This is a genomic window from Pseudomonas sp. G5001 (assembly GCF_013385475.1).
GTDB lineage: Bacteria > Pseudomonadota > Gammaproteobacteria > Pseudomonadales > Pseudomonadaceae > Aquipseudomonas.
In genome coordinates this window covers 1-25,129 of record NZ_JACAPZ010000012.1, presented here as the reverse complement: position 1 = coordinate 25,129, position 25,129 = coordinate 1, and the positions used below count along the sequence as shown (strand labels likewise).

Genomic DNA, 25,129 nt, shown 5'->3' with positions numbered 1-25,129 from the left:
CACCCTCAATGAATGAAGTGAATTCATGACCGACCGCCGTACGTTTCTCAAGCAGGCCGGGCTTCTCGCCGCGAGCCTGCCGCTGGGCACTGCCATCATCCCCCAGGCACTGGCAGGCAATGCGGCACCACCTGGCGACCCTTGGGCAGGCTTTCGCCAACTGTTTACCCAGGACCCGGACTACCTGCACTTTTCGAATTTCCTGGTGGCCTCGCACCCCAAGCCGGTGCGTGAGGCCATCGAGCGCTACCGCGCGCAGATCGACCGCAACCCCGGCCTGGCCATGGATTGGGACCTGCAAGAGACATGGAAGCGTGAAGGCCAGGTGCGCGAATGGGCCGGCCGCTACCTGAATGCCAGGCCCGGCCAGATAGCCCTGACCGGCAGCACCTCCGAAGGCCTGGCGATGATTTACGGCGGGATCCAGGTACGCCCCGACCAGGAAATCCTCACCACTGTTCACGAACATTACGCCACCGCCTACAGCCTCGATTTCCGGGTACGCAAGGAAGGCACCCAGGTACGCAAGATCAAATTGTTCGAGAGCGCCCATTCGGTGTCCGTCGATGAAGTGCTCGGTTCTATCGAGCGCAATATCCGCCCCAATACCCGTGTGCTCGGCATGACCTGGGTGCAATCCGGCAGCGGCGTCAAGCTGCCGATCGGCGCGATCGGCAAGCTGGTGGATGAACACAACCGCAACCGTGACGACAAGGACCGCATCCTCTACGTGGTCGATGGTGTGCATGGCTTTGGCGTCGAGAACCTCGACTTCCCGGACATGCATTGCGACTTTTTCATTGCCGGCACCCACAAGTGGATGTTCGGCCCGCGGGGCACCGGGATCATTTGCGCCCGCTCGGAGCAGAACACCGACGTGACACCGATGGTGCCGACCTTCTCCGAAGACACCAACTTCGCCACCACCATGACACCCGGCGGCTACCACGCCTTTGAACATCGCTGGGCTGCGGATGAAGCCTTCAAGCTGCACTTGCAGTTGGGCAAGCCGCAGGTACAGGCACGCATTCATCAGCTCAACGACGAACTGAAGACCCAACTGCTGGCGCACTCGAAGATAGAGCTGGTGACACCCCGCAGCAGCGAGTTGTCGGCAGGCTTCACCTTCTTCCGGGTCAACGGCCAGGACAGCCGCGACGTGGCCGCCCACATGATGAAAAACCGGGTAGTGATCGACTCGGTATATCGGGACGCCGGCCCGGTGATTCGCACTTCCCCGGGCCTGCTCAACACATCGGCCGAGATCCAGCGCTTCATGACGTTGCTGAGCCAACGGTTGTGACGCCTCTTTTTCATTTCAGCGAGATGCTCCCATGAACCATCACCCGCACCTGAAACCGCTGGCCGCAGTGATTCTGACAACACTGTGCAGTGCCCTGCTACCGGGGCTGGCCCAGGCGGCCACGCCGACACCCGGTAAAGTGTTCAAGGACTGCAAGGACTGCCCGGAAATGGTCGTGTTGCCCTCCGGTACGTTCACTATGGGCACCCCGGAAGACGAAGTGGGCCGCGAGCCTGATGAAGGCCCGATGCACCCGGTCACCTTTGCCAGGCCCTTCGCCATGAGCCGCTTCCAGGTCACCGCCGGCGAGTGGGACAGCTATGTACGCCAGTCCGGGGTCAAGATTGCCAATGGCGATGAACGACCCGGCCGCGAGTGCGTCGCCAGCAAGCCGCGCTACCCCCAGGGGCCGCGCCAACCTGCCGTGTGCATGGACTTCGAGGATGTGCAGAACTACGTCGCCTGGCTATCGAAGAAAACCGGCCATCACTACCAGATGGTCAGTGAAGCCCAACGTGAATACGCCGCCCGCGCCGGCTCCACCGGCCCGTTCCCCTTCCCGTTCGACGAGGGCAAGGGCTACAGCATTGCCCAGCATGCCAACACCTACGGCCCGGCGGATGGCTACAGCTACTCGTCCCCGGTGGGCAGCTACCCGCCCAACGCGTTCGGCATGTACGACATGCACGGCAACGTCTACGAGTGGACAGCCGATTGCTACAACGACGATTACGTCGGCGCCCCAAGCGACGGCAGCGCCTGGCTGACCGGTAAATGCCAGTTCAGACGCATCCGCGGCAACGACTGGGGTGAAGCCCCCGTGTTCTCCCGCTCCGGCAACCGCAATGCGTTGGTACCGGACAACCGCGGCGACTGGATCGGCTTTCGCGTCGTGCGGGATCTGTAAGGCAGCCAGCCCTCTAAATTAACCCTCCCCCCAGTCGTTTTACAGGTGTGTGTGACCCGTCATGCAACGCATTGCGGCGCACCACCGCCCTCTATGCCACCCAGGCCGAGCCCGCGACCGAAGCCGGGCCCGGCCGATCTTCAAGCAGGGAACCTCCATGAGCAAACCAACACGTGGGGTGATCAATGAATTGTTCACCCTGCTCAAACCCTTTCGGCTGATCGTTGTCGGCTCCATTCTGCTCGGCATGGTCGGCGGCCTCAGCGTCACGGTATTGCTGGCGACCATCAATACCGTGCTGCACGCCGACAACGGCCTGACCAACACCGTGGTCGGCGCCTTTGCCGGCCTCTGCCTGCTGGCACTGGTCAGTTCGATCTTTTCCGATATCGGCACCAATTATGTGGGGCAAAAGATCATCGCCCGGCTGCGCAAGGAGCTTGGGGAAAAAGTCCTGTCGGCGCCCATCGAACAGATTGAGCGCTACCGCAGCCACCGCCTGATCCCGGTGCTCACCCACGACGTCGACACCATCAGCGATTTCGCGTTCGCCTTCGCCCCGCTGGCCATTTCGCTGACCGTCACCCTTGGCTGCATGGGTTACCTGGCGATGCTGTCATGGCCGATGTTCTTGATCATGGTGGTCGCGATCATCATCGGCACGGTCGTCCAGTACATCGCCCGGGGCCGGGGAATCAAAGGCTTCATGGAGGCCCGCGACGCCGAAGACGAACTGCAGAAACACTACAATTCCATCGCCGAGGGCGCCAAGGAGTTGCGCATCCATCGTCCGCGCAGGCACCGCATGTTTGTGTCGGGGATAGAAAGCACCGCCGACAAAATCTGCGACACACAAATTCGTTCGGTGAATATTTTCGTCGTCGCCAAGACCCTCGGCTCCATGCTGTTTTTCGTGGTCATCGGGCTGGCACTCGCCCTGCAATCACTGTGGCCGAGTGCCGACAAATCAGTGATGAGCGGCTTTGTGCTGGTGCTGCTGTACATGAAAGGGCCGCTGGAGCATCTGATCGGCACCCTGCCAATCGTCAGCCGCGCGCAGATCGCATTCCGCCGTATCGCCGCGCTGTCGGAGCAGTTTTCCTCGCCCGAACCCCACCTGCTGCTCAGCGACCAAGGCAACCAGAGTACGCCGGTGCACAGCCTGGAATTGACGGACGTGTCCTATAGTTTCCCCGCCACCGAAGGCAGCGCACCGTTTCGCCTGGGCCCGGTCAACCTGAAGATCGAGCAAGGCGACATCATCTTCATTGTCGGCGAAAACGGTTGCGGCAAGACCACCCTGATCAAGCTGCTGCTAGGCCTGTACGCCCCGCAGCAGGGAGAAATCCGCCTCAACGGGCAGCCCGTGACGGCAGTGACACGTGACGACTATCGCCAGTTGTTCACCACGATCTTCGCTGACTACTACCTGTTCGACGACGTGGTGCAGGGCGATACCCATATTCCCGAAGATGCCAACCAATACCTGCAGCGCCTGGAAATCGGCCACAAGGTCAGCGTGCGTGACGGTTCGTTCACCACCACCGACCTGTCCACCGGCCAGCGCAAGCGCCTGGCGCTGGTCAATGCATGGCTGGAGGAACGCCCGGTGCTGGTGTTTGACGAATGGGCCGCAGACCAGGACCCGACGTTCCGGCGGATTTTCTACACCGAGCTGCTGCCGGATCTCAAGCGCCTGGGCAAAACCATCATCGTGATTTCCCACGACGATCGTTACTTCGACATTGCCGACCAACTGGTCCGCATGGAAGCCGGGAAAGTAGCCACCGAACTGCAACCGGCATGAATAAGTTAGATTCTCATTCTGGTTTTTTCGGCCTCGTGCGTCTAATTAAGAATCGCTAACAACTACGCAACCATTAAAACCAGTAAGAGTGAGCACAATGTCAGCAATTGCGGGGATTCCACGTTTTACCAAAGCCTTGTTCATGCGCCGTATGCTGCAGCCGGGCTTCAGCGCCACCGCGTTCAGCATGGCGCTGGCGTTGCCGTTCAGTGCGCAGGTTCAGGCCCAGGAGATCAACTTCAATATCCCGGCACAATCACTGGCAAGCGCCCTGCAGGCGCTGGGCACCCAGTCGAACATGCAAGTGCTGTACAGCGCCGATGATGTAAAGGGCCAGCACAGCCAGCCGGTGAGCGGCCGGTTGTCGCCTGAACAGGCGTTGTCGCAGATGCTGGTGGGGACCGGCGCTGTGTTCACCGTTCAAGCCAACACCGTCACCGTACGTGCCCGGGCAACGGGTGATTCACTGGAGCTGGGTGCCACCACCATCAGTGGCCAGGCTGTTGAATCGGCCTACGGCCCCGTGGACGGCTACGTTGCCACCCGCAGCGCCACCGGCACCAAGACCGATACGCCCCTCCTGGAAATCCCGCAAACCGTCAACGTGGTCACCGCTAAACAGATCGAAACCCAGGGCGCACTCAACCTGACCCAGGCCTTGCGCTACACGCCAGGCCTGAACACCGGCGGCTTCACCGACCGCAATGCGATCGCCGACGAAATCACCAGCCGTGGCTTCGCCCCTACCCAGCTGTACCTGGACGGCGCTTACTTGCCCTATGCCGGCAGCCTCGGCGGCGCCCCGCAAATCGATCCGTATACCCTGGAGCGCATCGAAGTGCTCAAGGGCCCATCGTCGGTGCTCTTTGGCCAGAACCAGCCCGGCGGCCTGATCAACATGGTCTCCAAGCGACCGACCACCGAACAACGCAGCGAGGTCAAGATCGGTGCCGGCAGCTACAACCGGGTCAACGGCGCATTCGACACCAGCGGTCCGCTCGACGATCAGAAAGAGTTCAGCTATCGCATCGTCGGCGTCGCGAAGAAAGGCAACCAGCAGGTCGATCATACCCACAGCGAACGCATGCTGCTGGCACCCAGCCTGACCTGGGCCCCGAACGACGACACATCCCTGACCGTACTGGCGCAGATCCAGCGGGACCGAGGCCTGGAAGACTATCAGGCGTTGCCAATGATCGGCTCTCTCGAGCGCGGCCCCAACGGCAAACGCATCGACCGCAACTTCTTCTCCGGCGACTCGAAATACAACGACTACAAACGTGACCAGTTCATCCTGGGCTACGACTTGACCCACAGCTTCAGCGAAAACCTGAAAGGTCGCTCCACCGCCCGCTACACCGACGTACGCGACGACTACAAAGGCTTCTACCTGCGCAGCTTCGTCACCGATGCAGTCACCGGTGCGGTCGACCAGACCCGGGCCAACCGTGTCAAACTCGACTGGCGCCAGCACAACACCGCCTACACCATCGATAACAACCTGGAATACAAATTCAACACCGGCGCGCTGGAGCACACCACCCTGGTCGGCCTGGACTATCGCAACTTCAACCGCAAATACACCGGCTACAACGCCTACAACGTACTGCCGATCAACCTCTACGGCGAAAACAACAACTACGACACCAGCAGCGTGACCCCGGAAAAAACCACCAAGTGGGACAACACCGTGCGCCAGACCGGCGTCTACCTGCAGGACCAGATCAAACTGGACAAGTGGATCCTGACCATTGGTGGCCGTCAGGACTGGGCCGAAGTTGAAAACAAGGACCTGATTGCAAACTCCATCACCGAACAGCGTGACAACAAGTTCACCGGCCGTGTCGGCCTGACCTATGTCACCGACTTCGGGCTGGCGCCGTACGTCAGCTACTCCGAATCCTTCCTGCCGACCGTTGGCACTACCGCGCCCGAACGTGGCGGCAAGGCCTTCGCGCCGACCGAAGGCGAACAGTACGAAGTGGGTGTGAAGTACCAGCCGTTCGAGAAGACGCTGATCACGGCTTCCGTGTACCAGATCAAGCAGAAAAACGTGTTGAGCCAGGATAACGAGTACACCCAGTACTCGGTCCAGCAAGGCCAGGTTCGCTCCCGCGGTGTTGAACTGGAAGTCAAATCGTCGATTGCCAACGTCGACGTACTGGCTGCTGCGTCCTACCTCGACGCGTTCTACATCAAGAACAACTACGGCAACACCGGTAACCGCACCGAGCAACAGGCTCCGGTTTCGGCATCGCTGTGGGTTGACTACCACTTCACCCAGGCGGTGCTCAATGGCCTGACCTTCGGTGCCGGCGCCCGCTACACCGGCCCCAAACCCGGTGATGCCGCCAACTCGTTCGAGGTCCCGGGCTTTGTGGTCTATGACACCACCGTCAGCTACGACCTGAGCAAGGTATCGCCAAGCCTGCGTGGCGTGGAAACCAGCCTGAACGTGCAGAACGTGTTCAACCGCGAGTACGTGTCCCACTGCAACTACTCGTTCGGCTGCTACTACGGCCAGGAACGCGTCGCCTCGGTTGACGTGACGTACAACTTCTAGGCAACACCCACAAAAAAAACCGGGCCTGGCCCGGTTTTTTTGTGCCTGTTCTCAAGCTGCCAGCGCGGCTCGCAATGCCTGGGTCAATTGAGCGTACACCTCGTCGATATCCGGCACCACGCTCTGCAGGCGCAGGAAATCGTGAATCAACCCGGCGTACTCGATCACTTCCAACGCCACCCCCTGTTCCTGCAACCGTCGGGCATAGGCACGCCCTTCATCCAGCAGCGGGTCATGACCGGCCAACGCAATCAGCGCCGGTGGCATGCCCGGGTACCCCGGCGCCAGCAATGGCGAGAAGCGCCAGTCAAGACGATCCGCCGCCTCCCGGGCGTAATGCCGGTAGAACCATTCCAGTGTCTCGGTCTCCAGCAGATAGCCCTCGCCGAACAGCTCGGTCGACGGGCTATTGGTAGAAGCGTCCGTCACCGGATAGCACAGCAGTTGCCAGCAGGGTTTAATTGCCAGCGTCGCGGGCTCGAGCACCGACTGCAACGCCAGCACCGTCGCCAGCGTGGCCCCCACACTGTCGCCACCGAAAGCCACGCGGGTGAGGTCCAGGCCTTCGGCTGCAGCGTTATCGGCCAGCCAGGCCATGGCATCGGCGCCATCGTTCAGCGGCGTCGGGAACCTGTGCTCCGGCGCCAGTCGATAACCCACTGAAACCACCGCACACGGAGTTCTGGCGCAGAATTCGCGGCACACCCCGTCATGGGATTCCAGGCTGCCGACCACGTAGCCACCGCCATGGAAGTACACCAGCACCGGCAGGCTCTGCGCCGAAACGTCAGCGGGACGGTACACACGCAACGCCAGCGTCGCGCCATCGCGTGCCGTGAATTCGATGGGGCTGCAGCGCACCTGCGCAGGCGCCTGCCAGCGCAGTTGCGCGGTGGTGCGCTCGAACGCCTCACGAGCTTGGGCGGGCGTTGACAGGTGAAACGGCCCAGGACCGTCCGCCTGGCTTTCTTGCGCCAGGTCGAGGAAGGCATTGAGTTCCGGATGCAAGGACATCGCAGGTTTCCTTATGAAAAAGCCACAGACGAAAGAGGAGCCACAAGGGCCCCTCTTTGTATAACGATGGATCGGCCTCAATCCTTAAGCCGCTTGTGCCACGCAATGCTCGATCAGCGCCTCCAGTTCGGCCTGGTACTCTCGCATCAACTGTTCGACGGTTTCGGCACGGTAGCGGCGCGTGCTGAAAATACAGCGCATCGCCAGGCGTCCGTCATACACCTGCCCCACCACTTCCAGCCAATTGCCCAGGGCCGCCTGCGGGCTGTAGCAACTGCCATAGCTCTCCTGAGCCGGCACCAGCATCGCCTTGTCATCGAAGCTCTGGTCGAACTGCCCCAGGTAGTTGAAGGTGACACGCGCCTGGGGTGCCAGGCGCAAGGTATCGGCCATCGACACACCGCTCATGTGACGCAGGATGCCGTAGCCCAGGCCCTTGTTCGGTACGGCCGCCAATTGCCGCTGCACCGCACGCACCGAGCTCCCGATATCAGCCCCGGCACCGGGTGCCAGGCGCACCGGGAACATGCTGGTGAACCAGCCCAGGCTGCGGCTCAGGTCGATGTCCTTGACCAGGTCTTCGCGGCCATGGCCTTCGAGCTGGATCAATACCGAAGGCTGCCCGCTCCAGCGGCACAACACCCGGCTCAGCGCGGCGAGCAACACATCGTTGATCTGCGTCTGGTAGACCGCAGGCACTTGCTTGAGCAACTGCTGGGTATGTTCCTGCGACAGGCCCATCAGCGCGACCGACTGGTACTGCACCTGGTTCTTGCCACGCGGGTTATCGCACGGCAGCTCACTGCCCGGCTGGTCGATCTGCTCAAGCCACCAGGCTTGCTCCTGCGCCGGATAATTCGCCGCGTACGCTTGCAGCCCCTCGGCCCAGGCCCGGTAGCTGCTGGTACGAATCGGCAGGGCCGGCGCCTGGCCATTGCGGTAAGCCTCATAAGCGACCTGCAAATCCTGCAGCAGCAAACGCCAGGAAACGGTGTCGATCACCAAATGATGGATCACCATCAATACCCGCACCTGGCCATCGCCCAACGTCACATGAGCGGTACGCCACACCGGCCCGTCTTGCAGGTCCAGGCTGCGCTGTACCTGTTCGGCGTACAGCTCAAGCTCCGCTTCATCGGCCACGGTGTGTTGCCATAACAAGGGCTCAGTGGCCCATTGCGCCTGCATGTCCTCCAGCGGCTGGTAATGCTGGCAATAGCGTGCGCCCACCTCACGAAAGCGCAGGCGCAGGGCGTCGTGCTGCTTCAACATGCAGCGCAATGCCAGCTCCAGCGCCGGCAGATTCAGCGCCTGGCGTGCACGCAGCATCAATGCCTGGTTGTAATGGTGCGGCTCGCTCATACGCTGGTCGAACAGCCACTGCTGGATCGGAATCAGGTTGAACTGGCCCTCGGCGGCCACCTGCGAAACATCCTCGATCAGCGTGGCGACGGTGCTTGAACGCTGCTCGAAAATCGCCTCGATGGTCTGCCCGCGCATCAGGTCCCGCAGCTTGAGGTCCATCTTCAGTTCAGGGTGGTTGCGTACCCGCGAGACGACTTGCAGGCTGAGGATCGAGTCACCGCCCAACTCGAAGAAGTTGTCGGTGATGCCCACGCGCTCCACTTGCAACACATCAGCCCAGACCTGTGCCAGCAGTTGCTCGTCACGAGTACGGCCGGGAACATACTCGCCGCCCTTGAATTCAGGCTCCGGCAAGGCCTGGCGATCCAGCTTGCCGTTGGGCGTGACAGGCAGCGCCGCCATGCAGATGACCTGGGTGGGCACCATGTAATCCGGCAATTGCGCGCGCAAGTCCGCCTTGAGGCGATCACCGATGGCCATGCCATCGGGCGTCACCACATAACCGATCAGTTGCTTGCCCGACGCACTGTCACGGGCGATCACCAACGCGTCACTGACATCGTCCAGTTGCCGCAGGCTCGCCTCGATTTCCCCCAGTTCAATGCGAAAGCCCCGGACCTTGATCTGGTGGTCAATACGCCCGACGTAATCAAGCACACCATCAACACGCTGGCGTACCAGGTCGCCGCTGCGGTAGAGGCGATCGCCCGGCGACCCGAACGGGTCCGGCACAAAGCGCTCGGCACTCAGGTCCGGACGACGGTAATAGCCGCGGGCAATGCCCTGGCCACCGATGTAGAGCTCACCGGCAATCCCCGGCGGCAGCGGGTTGAGGTCTTCGTCCAGCACGTACAGCGCGCGCTCGCCGACAGCACGCCCGATCGGCGCATAGGCAGCCTCGCACCGGGTGTCGACCGGGACCTTCCAGAGCATCGGCGTGACCACGGTTTCGGTGGGGCCATAGCCGTTGGTAAAGAACTGTGGACGCAGTGCCGCTTTCACTTGTTCGAAGGTCTGGTCCGGCACCGCATCGCCACCGAAGCAATACACCCGTACCGCGGGTGGTTCCTGTTGGCTATGGGCCGCGTACTCGGCCAACTGCTTGAGGTAGGCCGGCGGGAAACAGGCAATCGTGATGCCGTGTTGATGCAAGGCGTCGAAGGTCTGCTCCGGTGTCCACAGGCTGGCATCGCGGATCACCAGCGTGCCCCCGCTCAATAGCGTACTGAGCCAGCGCTCATGAGCGCCGTCGAAGGCAAACGACATGAAATGCAGCTCGCGGGTGCGCTCATCCATGTCATACAGCCCGGCAATGGCCTGGCAATGCATGCTCATCGGCCCATGCGCCACTGCCACGCCTTTCGGCCGACCGGTGGAGCCCGAGGTATAAATCAAGTAGGCCAGATTGGCGCCCAGCAAACTGCTGGCGGGCGGCGTGTCGCTGTAGCCGGCGCGGTCAAACGTATCGATGGCCAGTTGCGCCAGGCCTTCCACCGCCGGGAGGCGCGCCTGCACCTGGCTATGGGTCAGCAACAGCGCCATCGCCGAGTCTTGCATCATGAACGCCAGGCGTTCGAGCGGATAGTCGATGTCCAACGGCACATAAGCCGCGCCGCTTTTCATCACCGCCAGTAACGCCACGATCATCTCGACGGAGCGCTCCAGGGCCACCCCGACCACCACTTCCGGCCCGGCCCCCAGCTCGATCAAGCGATGGGCCAGGCCATTGGCTCGACGTTCCAGCTCACCGTAGCTCAGCGAATCGCCCCCGCACACCAGTGCCGTCGCCTCGCCACGCGAATGGGCATGGCGTGCGATCAGTTCCGGCAAGAGCTGCGCCTGATAGCTGGCATTCGGCGCCGCACTCCACTGCTCAAAGGCTTGCCACTGCTCGGCCCCAAGGCGCTGAAGGTTGCCCAGTCGCGCCGTCGGCGCAACGATCATGGCCTCAAGGGTGTCTTCCATGCAGCGGCGAATCTGCTCTACCGCCTCGACACTGAAGGCATTGCGCAGGAACAGATATTCGATCGACAACTGTTCGCCGAGGTTGACCGCCAGGTCCATCGCAAAGTTGGTCACGTCATGGTTACGCGACTCGCCGAAGCTCAGGCCGGTGTCCTGTTGCTCACCCAGGCGCTCATCGATCGGATAGTTTTCAAACACGATGATGCTGTCGAACAGCCCTTGCCCGCCCAGCCCCGACCAGCGCTGGATATCCGCCAGCGGCGCGTGTGCGTACTCACGGATGTCCATGTTGCAGGCCTGCAACGCTTGCAGCCACTGATCCAGCGGCTGCGCGGGTTCCAGGGTCTGGATCACCGGTAGCGTATTGATGAACAGCCCCAGGATGTTGTCGGCATTGGCCAACCCCGCAGGACGGCCAGCCACGGTGGCACCGAACACCACAGTGTTCTGCCCGGTAAAGCGTTGCAGCAACAACAGCCACGCGCCCTGGATCAGCGTGTTGGGGGTGATTTGCAAGGCGCGGCAAGCCTGTTGCAGGCGTGCGGTTTGCACCGCATCCCAACGTGAGTAAAGCGCTTGGTGCCCGGGCAAATCCTCGACATGCCGCGGGAACATCGCCTGGTTCAGCGAGGTGGCCTGCTCCAGCGTTGCAAGACGGCTTCTCCAGAAGCCCTCCAGCGCCCGTTGATCCTGGCGTTGCAGCCATTCGATGAACTCGCGGTAACGACCGTTGCGTGTCGGCACGTGGCCCTGGGCATAAAACTGCATTACCTCGCCAAACAGTCGCGAACTGCTCCAGCCGTCCATCAGGATGTGATGGCAGGTCCAGATCATCTGGTAGCGGTCGTCCTCAAGCCGCAGCAACAGCACACGCTGCAACGGCGCACGGGCCAGATCGAACCCTTGCAGGTAATCAGCCGTTGCGCGCTCGCCGATCGCCTGTTCGCTGATGTCCCGGCCGCGCCAGTCTTCGATCAGCAGCGGCAATTCGGCCTGGCGGTGGACAATTTGCACCGGGGCGCTCAAGCCATCCTGCCAGTGAAAGCTGGTCCGCAGAATGTCCTCACGCTCAATCACCGATTGCCAGGCTGCGGCGAAGCGTTCGGTATCCAGCCCGTGTACCGGCAGGCTGATCTGGTTGATGTACAAACCGCTGCTGTCGTCGGCCAGGGTGTGGAACAGCATGCCTTCTTGCATCGGTGACAACGCATAGACGTCTTGCACCTGCGCCACGGGCACCGGCAAGCCGTCAAGGTGCGCCTGGGTCAAACGGGCCAGCGGGAAGTCAGACGGCGTCAGGCCCTGATGCTCTTCGCCGCAGCAATGCTCGATCAGTGCCTGCAACGCGACGCCGTAGGCATCGGCCAATTGCTGGACGGTGGCCTCATCAAAAACGTCGCGGCTGAAGGTCCAGTCCAGGGACAACTGGCCGTTGTACACCCGGCCATCGATGGTCAGCCAGTTGCCCAGCGCCACGTCATCAGCGTGCCCAGCCCCGCTGCCCTCCTCGCTCGGCGCGAATAACGCCTGCTCATCAAAGCTCTGGTCGAACTGGCCGAGGTAGTTGAAGGTAATCCGGGCCTGCTCGAGTTTCGCCAGACGCGAGCGGACATCCTCTGCACCGAGGTAACGCAGCACGCCATAACCCAGGCCCTTGTTCGGCACCGCGCGCAGCTGTTCCTTGATGCCCTTGATGGTGTCTGCCGCGTGCACCGATGGGGTCAATACCACCGGGAACAGGCTGGTGAACCAGCCCAACGTGCGGCTCAGGTCGACGTCGCCGAACAGTTCCTCACGGCCATGGCCTTCCAGTTGCACCAGGCACGCAGGTTGCGCAGTCCACTGGCAAATCACCTGCGCCAGGGCACTGAGCAAAAGGTCGTTGACCTGGGTGCGATAGGCCGACGGTGCCTGCTTGAGCAGGCGCCGAGTCTGTTCTGTATCCAGACGCGTGTTGACCGAATGGCCATGCACCGAAGCCTGGCTGCCCTCAGGCCGCGCCCGTGGCAGTTCCGGCAACGCATGGGCCTGTTGCCCAGTCCAGTAACTCAACTCCCGAGCCAGCCCTTCGCTGTGGGCGTAGCCCTGCAACTGCTCGGCCCACGCCTTGAACGCGGTGGACTTGGGTGGCAACACCACAGGCTGGTTTACCGCCAGCTGCCGGTAGGCCGTTTGCAAGTCTTCCAGCAGCACGCGCCACGACACACCGTCCATCACCAGATGGTGAATCGCCAGATGCAGGCGCGAACTGCCGTCCTGCACTGCGATCAGGCTGCAACGCAGCAGCGGGCCGTGTTGCAGGTCGAGGCTGCGTTGCGCCTGGTTGGCAATGGCGATGATCTCATCGGCGTTCTCTGCCTGGCGCTGCCAGAGGCCTACCGGTTGCGCGCCGACGGCCTCATGGCTGGCCTGCCAGGTACCATCGCCCGATTGCACGAAGCGCAAGCGCAAGGCGTCATGATGGGCCACCACGTGCTCAAGGGCCTGCTGCAGACATGCGCCGTCCAATGGCTCGCGCGGGGTCAGCATCAGCGACTGGTTCCAGTGGTCACGGTGCGCCATGTCATTGGCGAAGAACCAGTGCTGCATCGGAACCAGATGGCTGTCACCGCTGACCGGCCCCTGATCGATCGTTGCGGCTTGATCGGCGCTCGCAGCCCGGGCCAGCGCCTGGATGTTCTGGTGCAGGAACAGGTCCTTGGGGGCCAGGCCGATTCCCTGCTGACGTGCACGGCTGACCACTTGAATCGAATTGATCGAGTCACCGCCCAAGGCGAAGAAGTTATCGGCAGTGCCCACCCGGGCCACGCCGAGCACGGCTTGCCAGATCTCGACCAGGGCACTTTCGACTGCATTGGCGGGAGCCACGAAGTCCTGCTGTACCTCAGCCATGTCTGGCACCGGGAGAGCCTTGCGGTCGAGTTTGCCGTTGGGGCTCAGGGGCATTTTTTCCAGCGGCGTCAGGTGCGTCGGCACCATGTGTTCCGGCAGGGTCTGGCGCAGATGCGCAGTCAGCGCCTCGCGCAGTGCCGGCCAGTCGCTGGCGGCGCCAGGCTGGGTAACGACGTAGCCACTCAGGGCTTTGCCGTTGCGGCTGTCCTGCGCCACCACCACGGCTTCGCGCACGGCCCCGTGCTCCAGCAGACGGGCCTCGATTTCACCCAGCTCGATACGAAAACCGCGGATTTTCACCTGATGGTCGATACGGCCAATGTAATCAATCACCCCGTCAACGCGGTAACGGGCCAAGTCGCCCGTGCGGTACAGCCGTTCACCCGCGACAAACGGGCTTGCCACGAATCGTTCGGCCGTCAGCTCAGGGCGACGGTGGTACCCACGCGCCAGTCCCTGGCCGCTGAGGTACAGTTCGCCGTTGACGCCGCAGGGCACCGGGTTGAGCTCGGCGTCGAGAATGTAGGTCATCAAGTTCGCAATCGGCTCGCCGATGGGCACGGCATCACGGCCCTCGTCACGACAGGTCCAGTGGGTGACGTCAATTGCGGCTTCGGTAGGGCCGTAGAGATTGAACAGCCCCGCGCCCGGCAGCTTGGCGAAGACCTGCTGCTGCGCATCGATCGGCAACGCTTCGCCACTGCAAACGATACGGGTGAGGCTGGTGCAGCGGCTGACATTGGCATCCAGCACGAACGCTTGCAGCATCGACGGGACGAAATGCAGGGTAGTAATGCCCTCGCGCTCGATCAATTGGACCAGCTTCTGTGGATCGCGATGATCCCCTGGCGACGCCACGACCAAGCGGATGCCGGTCATAAGCGGCCAGAAAAACTCCCAGACGGACACATCGAAGCTGAACGGCGTTTTTTGCAGCACGCGGTCGTCGGCGTGCAACCCGTAGGCCTGTTGCATCCAGCACAACCGGTTGGTCAGGGCACCGTGGCTGTTGCCAGCCCCTTTGGGTTTGCCAGTGGATCCGGAGGTGTAAATCACATAGGCGAGGTTTTGCGCGACGGCCCGCGACTCGGGGTTGCCTTGCGCCTCACCGGCCAGCCAGGCATCGTCACCATCGAGTATCAGCGTGCGCACCCGTTCCGGCAGCGGCAAGGTTGCGACCAGCGCTTGCTGGGTCAGCAACCATTCGATGCCGCTGTCGTCGATCATGTAGGACAGGCGTTCCGGCGGGTATTCCGGGTCCAGCGGTACATAGGCGCCGCCGGCCTTCAGGATCGCCAACAGGCCCACCACCATTTCCAGGCTGCGGTGCAGTGCAATGCCCACCAGCACATCGGGGCCTACGCCACGCGCGATCAAGGCATGAGCCAATCGGTTGGCCCGCGCGTTGAGCTGGGCATAGGTCAACGACTGCCCCTCGAACACCAACGCCACGGCATGCGGGGCCCGCTCCACCTGGGCTTCGATCAAGTGGTGCACCGGCTGGTGGTTCGGGTAGTGGGCGAACGTGCGGTTCCAGTCCTCAACCATCATCCGGCGCTGCACCGCATCGAGCATCGGTAATTCGGCGATGCGCTGGGTGGGGTTGGCCACAATCGCGCGCAGCAGGTTCAGCCAGTGTTCGCCCAGGCGTGCGACGGTGGCTGGCTCAAACAAGTCAGAGGCATAGGACAGTGCGGCACTGATGCCTTCGCTGTACTCGAACGTATCCAGGGAGAGGTCGAACTGCACGCTGCCCGAATCCCAGGTCAATTGCTCCAGGCTCAACCCCGGCAGTTCAATGGCCTCGCGACGAGCATCACTGGCATGGTTGAACATGGCCTGGAACAACGGCGTATGGCTCAGGTTGCGTGCAGGTGCAAGCAGCTCCACCAGTTGCTCGAACGGCAGGTCCTGATGGGCCTGTGCTCCCAGTACCCGCTGCTTGACCTGATGAAGCAATTGGTCAAAGCGCAGGTGCCCCTCAATGTCGGCCCGGAGTACCTGGGTGTTGACGAAGAAACCCAGCATCCCTTCGGTTTCCAGGCGATTGCGGTTGGCAATCGGTACCCCGACACGAATATCCTGCTGCCCGCTGTAGCGGTGCAACAAGGTCTGGAAGCCGGCCAGCAGCAGCATGAACAGTGTGGTGTTTTGCTGCTGCGCCAGGCGCTTGAGACTCTCGGCCAGGGACGGCTCGAGGGTGATCGGCAGCCGGGCCCCACGATAGCTTTGCTGAACCGGACGTGGATGGTCGGTTGGCAGTTCAAGGACCGGTTGCTCGCCGCCCAACTGTTCTGTCCAGTAGCTGAGCTGACGTTGCTGCTCACCCGCCGCCAGCCACTGACGCTGCCACTGTGCGTAATCGGCATACTGGATCGGCAGTGCCGCCAACGCCGCCGGTTGGCCTTGACTGAAGCCGCGGTATAACTGCATCAGCTCATCGATCATGACCCGCATCGACCAGGCATCCGACACGATGTGGTGCTGGGTCAGGATCAGCACGTGATCTTCAGCGCCCAGTTGCAACAGCTTGACCCGCAGCAACGGCCCACGCTGCAGATCAAAGAGTTGGCGGGTTTCAGTTTCAATCAAGCCGCGCAGGCCAGGGTCATCCAGCCCGGCAGCCGCCGACTCAAGCGCAATCGCCACCGGTGCCGGCGCGTCGACCCGTTGTACGGGACGCTCGTTCTCCAGCACAAACCGGGTACGCAAGCTCTCATGACGCGCCACCAGGGCGTCAAAACACTGTTGCAAGGCCGCCAGGTCAAGGTGTCCGCGCAAACGCAGGGCCGCGGGAATATGGTAGGCGCTGCTGGTGGGCTCCAATTGCCACAAAAACCATTGCCGTTGCTGGGCATATGACAGGGCAAGCGGCTGGTCGCGTGCAACGCGCGGGATGGCCTGTTCAGGAGTCAACGATGCCGGGGCCATCGCCTCGACAAATGCTTGCAGGGTGTTATGGGCGAACAGCAGGCGCAAAGGCACCTGGACTTGCAGTTGCTGGCGAATCCGCGAAACCATTTGGGTCGCCAGCAGCGAATGGCCGCCCAGCTCGAAAAAGTTGTCACTCAGGCCAACCCGCGGCACGTTGAGCACCTCGGCCCAGATCGCCGCCACCGCTTGCTGCACCGGTGTCTGCGCAGCCACGTAGGTTTTCTGCCATTGGCTGGCATCGGGCTTGGGCAGTTGCCTGCGGTCCAGCTTGCCATTGGGGGTCAGCGGGAACCTTGGCAACAGCACCATATGCGCCGGCACCATGTAGTCGGGCAAGTTGGCCTTGAGCCGGGCGTTCAGGCTGTCGCGCAGGCGACCCTGGCCGTCGGCATCCAGGCCCTGCCATTCGGCGGCGGGGACCACATACGCCACCAACGCCTGGCCGCCCGGGGCATCCTGGGGCAGTACCGCGGCTTCACGTACAGCGTCCTGCTCCAGCAGGCGCGCTTCGATTTCCCCGAGCTCGATGCGGAAACCGCGAATTTTCACCTGATGGTCGATCCGCCCCAGGTATTCGAGGATACCGTCCGGGCGCTGACGTGCGAGGTCGCCGGTGCGGTAAAGCCGCTCGCCGGTGCTGGAAAACGGATGGGGAACAAAACGTTCGGCGGTCAATCCCGGGCGCTGGAAGTAACCCCGCGCCAGGCCGTCCCCGCCGATCAGCAATTCGCCGGCAACACCATAGGGCACCGGCATCAGGTCTGCACCGACGATGTACAGCGATGTGTTGTCGATTGGCCCGCCCAGCCAAGGTTGCGCAGCCTGCGGACGCAGCCGGTGCAACGCCGACCAGACCGTGGTTTCCGTCGGGCCATAGAGATTCCAGACTTCACCGCCAAGGCCAAGCATGCGCACCGCCAGTTCCTGGGGCAACGCCTCGCCGCCGCACAGGCACGTGCACCCCTGGAGCACGTGGGCCTGTTCATTGTCGAGCAACATGCGCCAGGTCGAGGGAGTCGCCTGCACCACGTTGACCTGTTCGGCGTCGATCAGGGCCAGCACGGCGTACGGGTCCTGCGCCACCTCCTGGCCGGTCAGCACGATGCACGCGCCGACCATCAGGGGTACGTAGATTTCCAGGCCGAAAATATCAAACGAGAACGTGGTCAGTGACAACGCCCGATCCTGGGCGGTCATGCCCGGCACCCTGGCCATGCTTGCGACAAAGTTGGTCAGGGCGCCATGTCGCACCATCACCCCTTTCGGCTGGCCGGTGGAGCCAGACGTGTAGATGACATAAGCCAGGTGCTCCGGATCCAGCCGGGTAGGCAGATCGTCACCGGCATGGCCGTCAAGCCAATTGCCCGGTTGATCCAGCACCAGCGTAGTGACCGTGTCAGGCACCGGGATCTGGCTGAGCAGTGAATGTTGGGTCAGCAACAGGTCGATGCCACTGTCCTCAATCATGTAGGCGAGGCGATCCTGCGGGAACGCGGGATCGAGAGGCAGATAGGCGCCGCCGGCCTTGAGGATTGCCAACAACCCGATCAGCATGTGCGGGCTGCGTTCGACGGCAATGCCCACCAGCACACCCGCGCCCACCCCGTGACGTTGCAGCTCCACCGCCAACTGATTGGCCCGGGTATTGAGTTGCCCGTAGCTCAAGCGCTGGCCATTGATGACCAGCGCCTGCGCCTCCGGCGAGCGGGCCACCTGTGCCTCGAACAATCGATGAACATAACCCGCCTGCGGTGTGGCTACCGACGTGCGGACGCAATCGTCGAGCTGCGCTTGGCGCTGTTCAGCGTCAAGCAACGGCAGCTCACCGATGCTTTGTGCCGGGTTCGCGACGATTGCCTGCAGCAGGTTTTGCCAGTGCCCGGCCATCCGCGCAACCGTGTCTGCACCGAACAGATCCGTGGCATAGATCAGCGCCGCAGACAGGCCATCGGGGCGCTCCATGGTTTCCAGGGTCAAGTCGAACTGTGCACTATGGGTATCCCAGCGCAGCCCCTCGACCTTCAATTCACCGGCCGGCCCCTCGCCCGCCGGGCCTTGGGTCTGGTGGTTGAACATCACCTGAAACAGCGGGCTGTGGCTCAGGTTGCGTTGCGGCTGCAAGGCTTCCACCAGTTGCTCGAACGGCAGGTCCTGATGCGCCTGGGCATCCAGCGCAGTCTGCTTGACCTGTTGCAGCAAGGCACTGAAGGAGCCCTGGCTGTCGACCTCACTCTTGAGCACTTGGGTGTTGACGAAAAAGCCGATCAACCCCTCGGTCTCCACCCGGTTACGGTTCGCGGTCGGCACGCCAACCCGAATGTCGTTCTGCCCGCTGTAGCGATGCAGCAAGGCCTGGTAGGAGGCCAGCAGGATCATGAACAGACTGACCCCTTCGCGCTGGGCCATCTGCTTGAGGCCGCAGGCCAGCGCGGTGTCGATATCCAACTCCAGCCGGGCACCGCGATAGCTCATCACGGCCGGGCGCGCAACGTCAGTCGGGAGCTCAAGCACCGGCTGCTCGCCGCCCAGTTGCGCGGTCCAGTATTGCAACTGCCGCTCCCGCTCGCCGGCCTCCATCCAGTGCCGCTGCCAGATGGCGTAGTCGCTGTATTGAATCGGCAACGCTGGCAGTTCCAGGCTCAACCCTCGACTGAACGCGGCGTAACCCTTGACCAACTCCTCGACCATTACCTGCATCGACCAGCCATCGGAAACGATGTGGTGCAAGGTGACAATCAGCACATGGTCATCCGCGCCCAGTTGCAACAGGCACGTACGCAACAAGGGCCCCTGCTGCAAGTCGAACAGCCGGCGCGTCTCGTCTTCGATCAAATGCCGCAGTTGCGCCGCATCCGGCACCTGGGCCAGAGGCTGCACCTGCAGACTTACCGGTGCAGCCTCCTGCACTTGCTGCACCACTTGCTCGCCGTGCACCACGAAGGTGGTACGCAGGCTCTCATGGCGCGCGACCAGCGCACTGAAACTCTGTTGCAGCGCCGCAATGTCCAATGGACCGCGCAAGCGCAGGGCCGTAGGCATGTGATAAGCCGCGCTTTCCGGGTCCAGCTGCCACAAGAACCATTGACGCTCCTGGGCAAAGGACAATGACAACGTGTCGAACTCGGCACTGACAGGCGGAATCGGCAGGTTCGCCGGGGAAACGTCCTCTTCGAGCATTTTCTGCAGGTAAAGACGGCGTTTTTCCAGCGGCAGCGTTATGAAGCGCCTGGCAATACGTTGTGCGACAGCGGTGTCCATCAAACCTCCTCGAATTCATCAAGCAGCGCTTCAAGCTTGCTCAATTTTGACGTGCTCATTGACGTGCCGGTCTGCTCCAGTTGCGCGACAAACGCACCGAGGACCGGAAATTGGAATATCAATTGGGGCGTTAACTTCATGCCCAGTTCGAGCTGCAGGCGCGACACCACATTCACCACCAGCAGCGAATGCCCGCCCAGCTCGAAGAAATCATCCGCCAGACCGACCTGCTCAACGTTGAGCACGCCTTGCCAGATGGCCGCGACCTTGCATTCCAGATCGCTTTGCGGCGCCAGGTAAGCCGAATGCAGCGCGCGGGTATCCGGCGCGGGCAGTGCCTTGCGGTCGAGTTTGCCGTTGGGTGTAAGCGGCAGTTGATCGAGGAAGACCAGATGGGTGGGCACCATGAAGTCCGGCATCTGTTGTGCCAGCCGCGCCTTGAGCTGTTCACTCAAGCGCGCCTCGGCCGCCCTATCCAGGCTGCTGTCCTGGCTGACAAGCCAACCCACCAGGCTCGTGCCGGTCGCCGTTTCCCGAGCCAGCACTACCGCGTCTCGTACTTCAGGTTGAGCGTGGAGGCGGGCTTCGATTTCACCCAGCTCAATGCGCAGGCCACGGATTTTCACCTGATGGTCAATCCGGCCGATGTATTCGATTACGCCATTTTCGGCGTGGCGCACCAGGTCGCCGGTGCGATACAGGCGTGCGGCGGCCGACTCGCCAAACGGATCGGGAACGAAGCGCTCGGCGGTCAGCCCTGGACGCTGGTGATAACCACGGGCCAGGGATTCACCACCGATGTACAACTCGCCAATCGCACCCACGGCGCAAGGCTGCAAGGCGCCGTCCAGCACATAGGTGCATACGTTGTTGATCGGACGACCGATGGCGATGATTCGCCCGTCGTCTTCGACAGTGGCCGCCACGGCATGGCTGCTGGTATCAATCGTGGCCTCCGTGGGGCCATAAAGATTGCGCAGCTCGCCATCGAAGAGGCCCAGGACCTGGCGGGAAAGGTGCGCACTCAGCGCTTCGCCGCCGCACAGCAGCAGGCGCAAGGAGGCCAGGTGTTCACGGGTCGCCAGCGGCAACAGCGCCTGCAGCAACGATGGCGCCATTTGCAGCACACTGATCCCCCAACGCTCCACCTCGACCCACAAGGTGGTCAAGTCCAGGTTCAATTGCGGCGCGGCCAATACCAGTTGCGCGCCGCTCATCAGTGGCAACCAGAACTCCCACACCGAGGCGTCGAAACTGATGGCGGTCTTCTGCAGGACACGGTCACTGTGATTCAGCTTCAGGCAACCCTGCATCCATTCCATATGGTTGCTCAGGGCGCCATGGCGAATCGTCACGCCTTTGGGTTTCCCGGTGGAACCGGAGGTATAGATCACATAGGCGAGGTTCTGGCTGTCGACGGTTACCGAAGGCTCATGCTCGCCGTAGCCATCGAACCGCTCGGGCAGTGCGTCCAGCAGCAGGCAGTCCACGGCCACGTCAGCGAAGTACGGCTGTACGCTGGTTTCGGTCAACAGCAAGGCAATGCCGCTGTCCTCGACCATGTACATCAAGCGATCCTGTGGATAAGCGGGGTCCAGCGGTACATAGGCACCACCGGCCTTGAGGATCGCCAGTAGCCCGACGACCATCTGCACGCTGCGCGGCATGCACAGCCCCACCAACACGTCCGGGCCTACACCCCGCTCGATCAACGCATGAGCCAGGCGATTGGCGCGCAGGTTGAGCTGGGCATAGGTCAGCGACGCTTGATCGGCCAACAGGGCCGGCGCATCAGGCGTGCGTCGAGCCTGGGACTCGAACCATTGATGAACGTGGCGTGGGTCGGTGGCCGGCACTGCCGTGGCATTCCAGTCGCGCAACAGCACGGTGCGCGTCGCCGCGCCAACCAGGTCGATATCGCCCAGGCTACGGTCGGCGGCCAGGCTCACCATCTGTGCGAGCACGTGCTCCACCTGCTCAGCCAGGCGCTGGATTGTATGTGTATGGAACGCAGCATGGGCATAAGTGAAGTGCAGGCTCAGGGTCTCATTGAGATTAACGGCCAGGGTCAACGGGAAATTAGTCTGTTCCTGATTACCCACCGTGCCGAAGCTCAGGCCTGACGGTGCCTGCGCTTGCAGGGCCTCGGCCAGCGGGTAGTTTTCGAACACCAGCAGCGTGTCGAACAGGCCTTCACCGCCCTGCCCGGCCCAGCGCTGAATCTCGAACAGCGGCGTGTGTTCATGCTCGCGCAACGCAACGTTGCGGGCCTGAAGCTGTTGCAGCAGGCTGGTGACCGATTGTTCCGGCCGGGGGCTGGCAATCACCGGCAAGGTATTGATGAACAGGCCTATCTGCTGTTCGACACCTTTGAGTTCGCCGGGGCGTCCGGACACCGTGGCGCCGAAGGCCACCGTGTCATGCCCGGTGTAATGTTGCAGGAGCAGCAACCAGGCCGCCTGGACCACGGTGTTGAGGGTGACCTTTTGCTGGCGGGCGAATTCGCCCAGGCGTTGGGTCTGCTGTTGGGACAGTGAGTGATACAGGCTGGCATGGCTGGTCTCGACAGCCGGCTGCGGCGCGGCGAAACGGTTTTCGGCGAGGCGCGTCGGCGCGTCGAGCGCGTGCAGTTGCGCACGCCAGAACGTTTCACTGGCCTTGGCATCACGCCCTTGCAGCCAGGCGATGTAGTCACGATAGCGGCCGGCCGGGCGCGGCAGCACCTGGCCATCGTAACGTTGCAACACCTCGCCCAGCAGCTGCGAGTTGCTCCAGCCGTCCATCAGAATGTGGTGATGGGTATAAATCAGGTGATAACGCTGTTCAGCGGTCTTGACCAGCACCAGCCGCAGCAGCGGCGCGAGGGCGAGGTCGAAACCCTGGTCGCGCTCGCTGGACGCCAACTCGACGAGGGCCTGCGGGGCATCCGTGCGTGTGCTCCAATCCAGCGCGGTGAAGGGTACGCGCACCTGTTTATGCACCACCTGCACCGGTTGCTCGCTGCCTTCCCAGATGAAACTGCTGCGCAAAATGTCATGGGCGTCGACCGCCGCCTGCCAGGCATCTTCGAAACGCTGTGGGTCGAGACCGTCGATGTCCAGGCACATCTGATTGATGTACTGACCGCTGCCGTGTTCGTACAAGCTGTGGAACAGCATGCCCTGCTGCATCGGCGCCAGCGGGTAGATGTCATCCACCGAACGGGCGGCGAGGCCCAGGTTATCGAGCTGCGGTTGGGTAAAGCTGGCCAGCGGGAAGTCGGAAGGCGTCATGCCATGGTTTGCAGGATCGCAGCAATGACCGATCAACAGAGCCAGTTCCACGGCATAATCGTCGGCCAGTTGCTGGATGGTGGCCTGCTCGAACTGTTGGTGGCTGAACGTCCAGCCCAGGCTCAGTGCGCCATCAAATACCCGCCCGTTGAGGCTCAGCCAATTGCCCAGGGGCGCCATCGCGCTTTGCTCTTCACCGGCGCTTTCGCTGGCCGGGCTGAACAACGCGCCCTGTTCCTTATCGAAGCTGGCGTCGAACTGCCCCAGGTAGTTGAAGGTAATGCGCGGCACCGGCAGCGCTTGCAAGGCTGACCGGCTGGCCTCGTCACCGAGGAAGCGCAGCGCGCCGAAACCCACCCCCTTGTCCGGGATCGATCGCAACCCTTGCTTGATCGACTTGATCGAGTCCCCGAGTGCCGCCGCCGGCGACAACTGGACCGGGAACATACTGGTGAACCACCCCACGGTGCGCGTCAGGTCGATGTTGGCAAACAACTCTTCGCGACCATGGCCTTCAAGCTGGATCAAGGTACTTGCATGCCCGGTCCAACGGCAGACCACCCGCGCCAGGGCGGTCAGCAACAGGTCGTTGACCTGAGTGCGATAGGCGGCTGGCGCTTCCTGCAGCAGTTGCCGCGTCAGGTGTTTGTCCAGGCGCGTATGAACAGTGACGGCCTGGCCGTTCTGTGGGCTCGCCTCGGGGTTGAGGCACGGCAGGTCAGCCGGCGCACCTTGCAGTTGCGCCTGCCAGTAGGCCAACTGCTGCTGCAATTGCGCGCTGCGTGCATGCGCTTGCAACTGTTCGGCAAACGCCTTGACCGAGCTGGTCTTGGCCGGCAATTGCAAGGCTTGCCCGGCGAGCAATTGGTTGTAGGCCGTTTGCAGGTCGTCGAACAGAATCCGCCACGACACACCGTCCACCGCCAGGTGATGGATCACCAGCAACAGCCGCTGGGTGCCATCGTCCAGGGTCGCCAACACGGCGCGCAGCAAGGGTCCGGTTTGCAGGTTCAGGCTGCGCTGGGCTTGATTGGCCAGCACTTCCAGCGCGCCAGCATCGGCCACCGGGCGCACCCATAACAGATCATTGCGCATCGATGCGTCGCGATGGCTGGCACTCCAGCCTTCGGCGCTTTCGTTGAACATCACCCGCAACGCATCGTGATGCAGCACCAGCGCCTGCAATGCTTGCTCCACCAGCGCCGCTTGCAGCGCACGGGCCGGTTGCAGCAGCACCGACTGGTTGTAGTGATGACGCTGCGGGATGGCGTCGGCAAAGTAAGCCTGTTGAATCGGCAGCAGCAACGCCGGGCCCTGCACCGCAGCCTGATCGATTACCTGCAGCTGGTCACCGGTCTGCGCGACAGTCGCCAATGCCTGCACCGTCTGGTGCTGGAACAGGTCTTTTGGACTAAAGCGGATGCCGGACTGCCGGGCACGGCTGACCACTTGAATCGAGATAATCGAGTCGCCACCCAGTTCGAAGAAGTTGTCGGTGAGGCCAACCCGCTCCAGTTTCAGCACGTCTTGCCAGACAGTTGCGATTTGCTGTTCCAGCGCGCTTTGCGGCGCCACGTATTCGTGCTGTACCTGGCTTGCGTCCGGCTGCGGCAGGGCCTTGCGGTCGAGCTTGCCGTTGGCGGTCAGTGGCCATTCATTCAGGAACAGCAGGTGCGTCGGTACCATGTAGTCCGGCAGGTCCGCTTTCAACTGCGCCTTGAGGGCGCCTGCATCCTCGGCACCTTGCGCCGGGATCACGTAAGCCACCAATTGCTGGCCGTTCAGCCCCTCCTGGGCCAAGACCACGGCTTCGCGCACCGCCGCCAGGGCGTTCAGGCGCGCTTCAATT

7 protein-coding genes are annotated in these 25,129 nt (G+C 62.4%); 4 read left to right on the top strand and 3 right to left on the bottom strand.

Features of this window, described 5'->3' with window-relative positions; all coding sequences use genetic code 11:
• Nucleotides 1–25: 25 nt before the first annotated feature.
• From HX805_RS12575 to HX805_RS12560, 4 genes are all read left to right on the top strand, one after another.
• On the top strand, nt 26–1,303 hold the full coding sequence (locus tag HX805_RS12575) for an aminotransferase class V-fold PLP-dependent enzyme (protein ID WP_003208551.1): 1,278 nt from the start codon (nt 26–28) through the stop codon (nt 1,301–1,303).
• Between the two features lie 31 nt (nt 1,304–1,334).
• Nucleotides 1,335–2,210 carry a formylglycine-generating enzyme family protein gene (locus HX805_RS12570; RefSeq protein WP_177116899.1) on the top strand — a complete coding sequence of 292 codons (876 nt, stop codon included), beginning with the start codon at nt 1,335–1,337 and terminating at the stop codon, nt 2,208–2,210.
• Nucleotides 2,211–2,367: 157 nt separating this feature from the next.
• Nucleotides 2,368–4,017, top strand: a complete 1,650-nt coding sequence (locus HX805_RS12565; RefSeq protein WP_003208548.1) for a cyclic peptide export ABC transporter — start codon at nt 2,368–2,370, stop codon at nt 4,015–4,017.
• Between the two features lie 97 nt (nt 4,018–4,114).
• Complete coding sequence (locus HX805_RS12560) at nt 4,115–6,580, top strand: TonB-dependent siderophore receptor (RefSeq protein ID WP_008434507.1); 2,466 nt, start codon at nt 4,115–4,117, stop codon at nt 6,578–6,580.
• A gap of 51 nt (nt 6,581–6,631) precedes the next feature.
• Here the strand turns inward: HX805_RS12560 and HX805_RS12555 are convergent, their stop codons facing one another.
• The 3 genes from HX805_RS12555 to HX805_RS12545 all read right to left on the bottom strand — a co-directional run.
• Nucleotides 6,632–7,594 (bottom strand): alpha/beta hydrolase, encoded by a 963-nt coding sequence (locus tag HX805_RS12555; protein WP_177116898.1) that lies wholly within the window; start codon nt 7,592–7,594, stop codon nt 6,632–6,634.
• An 84-nt stretch (nt 7,595–7,678) separates the two neighbouring features.
• Nucleotides 7,679–20,008 (bottom strand): non-ribosomal peptide synthase/polyketide synthase, encoded by a 12,330-nt coding sequence (locus HX805_RS12550; RefSeq protein ID WP_177116897.1) that lies wholly within the window; start codon nt 20,006–20,008, stop codon nt 7,679–7,681.
• Nucleotides 20,008–25,129, bottom strand: a 5,122-nt coding sequence (locus HX805_RS12545) for a non-ribosomal peptide synthetase (RefSeq protein WP_177116896.1), incomplete at its 5' end; no start/stop codon positions are given. The genes HX805_RS12545 and HX805_RS12550, both read right to left, overlap by 1 nt.

Coding starts and splice junctions, on each gene's coding strand:
- HX805_RS12570 (WP_177116899.1), top strand. CDS start 1,335: ATGAACCATCACCCGCACCTGAAACCGCTGGCCGCAGTGATTCTGACA.
- HX805_RS12560 (WP_008434507.1), top strand. CDS start 4,115: ATGTCAGCAATTGCGGGGATTCCACGTTTTACCAAAGCCTTGTTCATG.
- HX805_RS12575 (WP_003208551.1), top strand. CDS start 26: ATGACCGACCGCCGTACGTTTCTCAAGCAGGCCGGGCTTCTCGCCGCG.
- HX805_RS12555 (WP_177116898.1), bottom strand. CDS start 7,594: ATGTCCTTGCATCCGGAACTCAATGCCTTCCTCGACCTGGCGCAAGAA.
- HX805_RS12565 (WP_003208548.1), top strand. CDS start 2,368: ATGAGCAAACCAACACGTGGGGTGATCAATGAATTGTTCACCCTGCTC.
- HX805_RS12550 (WP_177116897.1), bottom strand. CDS start 20,008: ATGGACACCGCTGTCGCACAACGTATTGCCAGGCGCTTCATAACGCTG.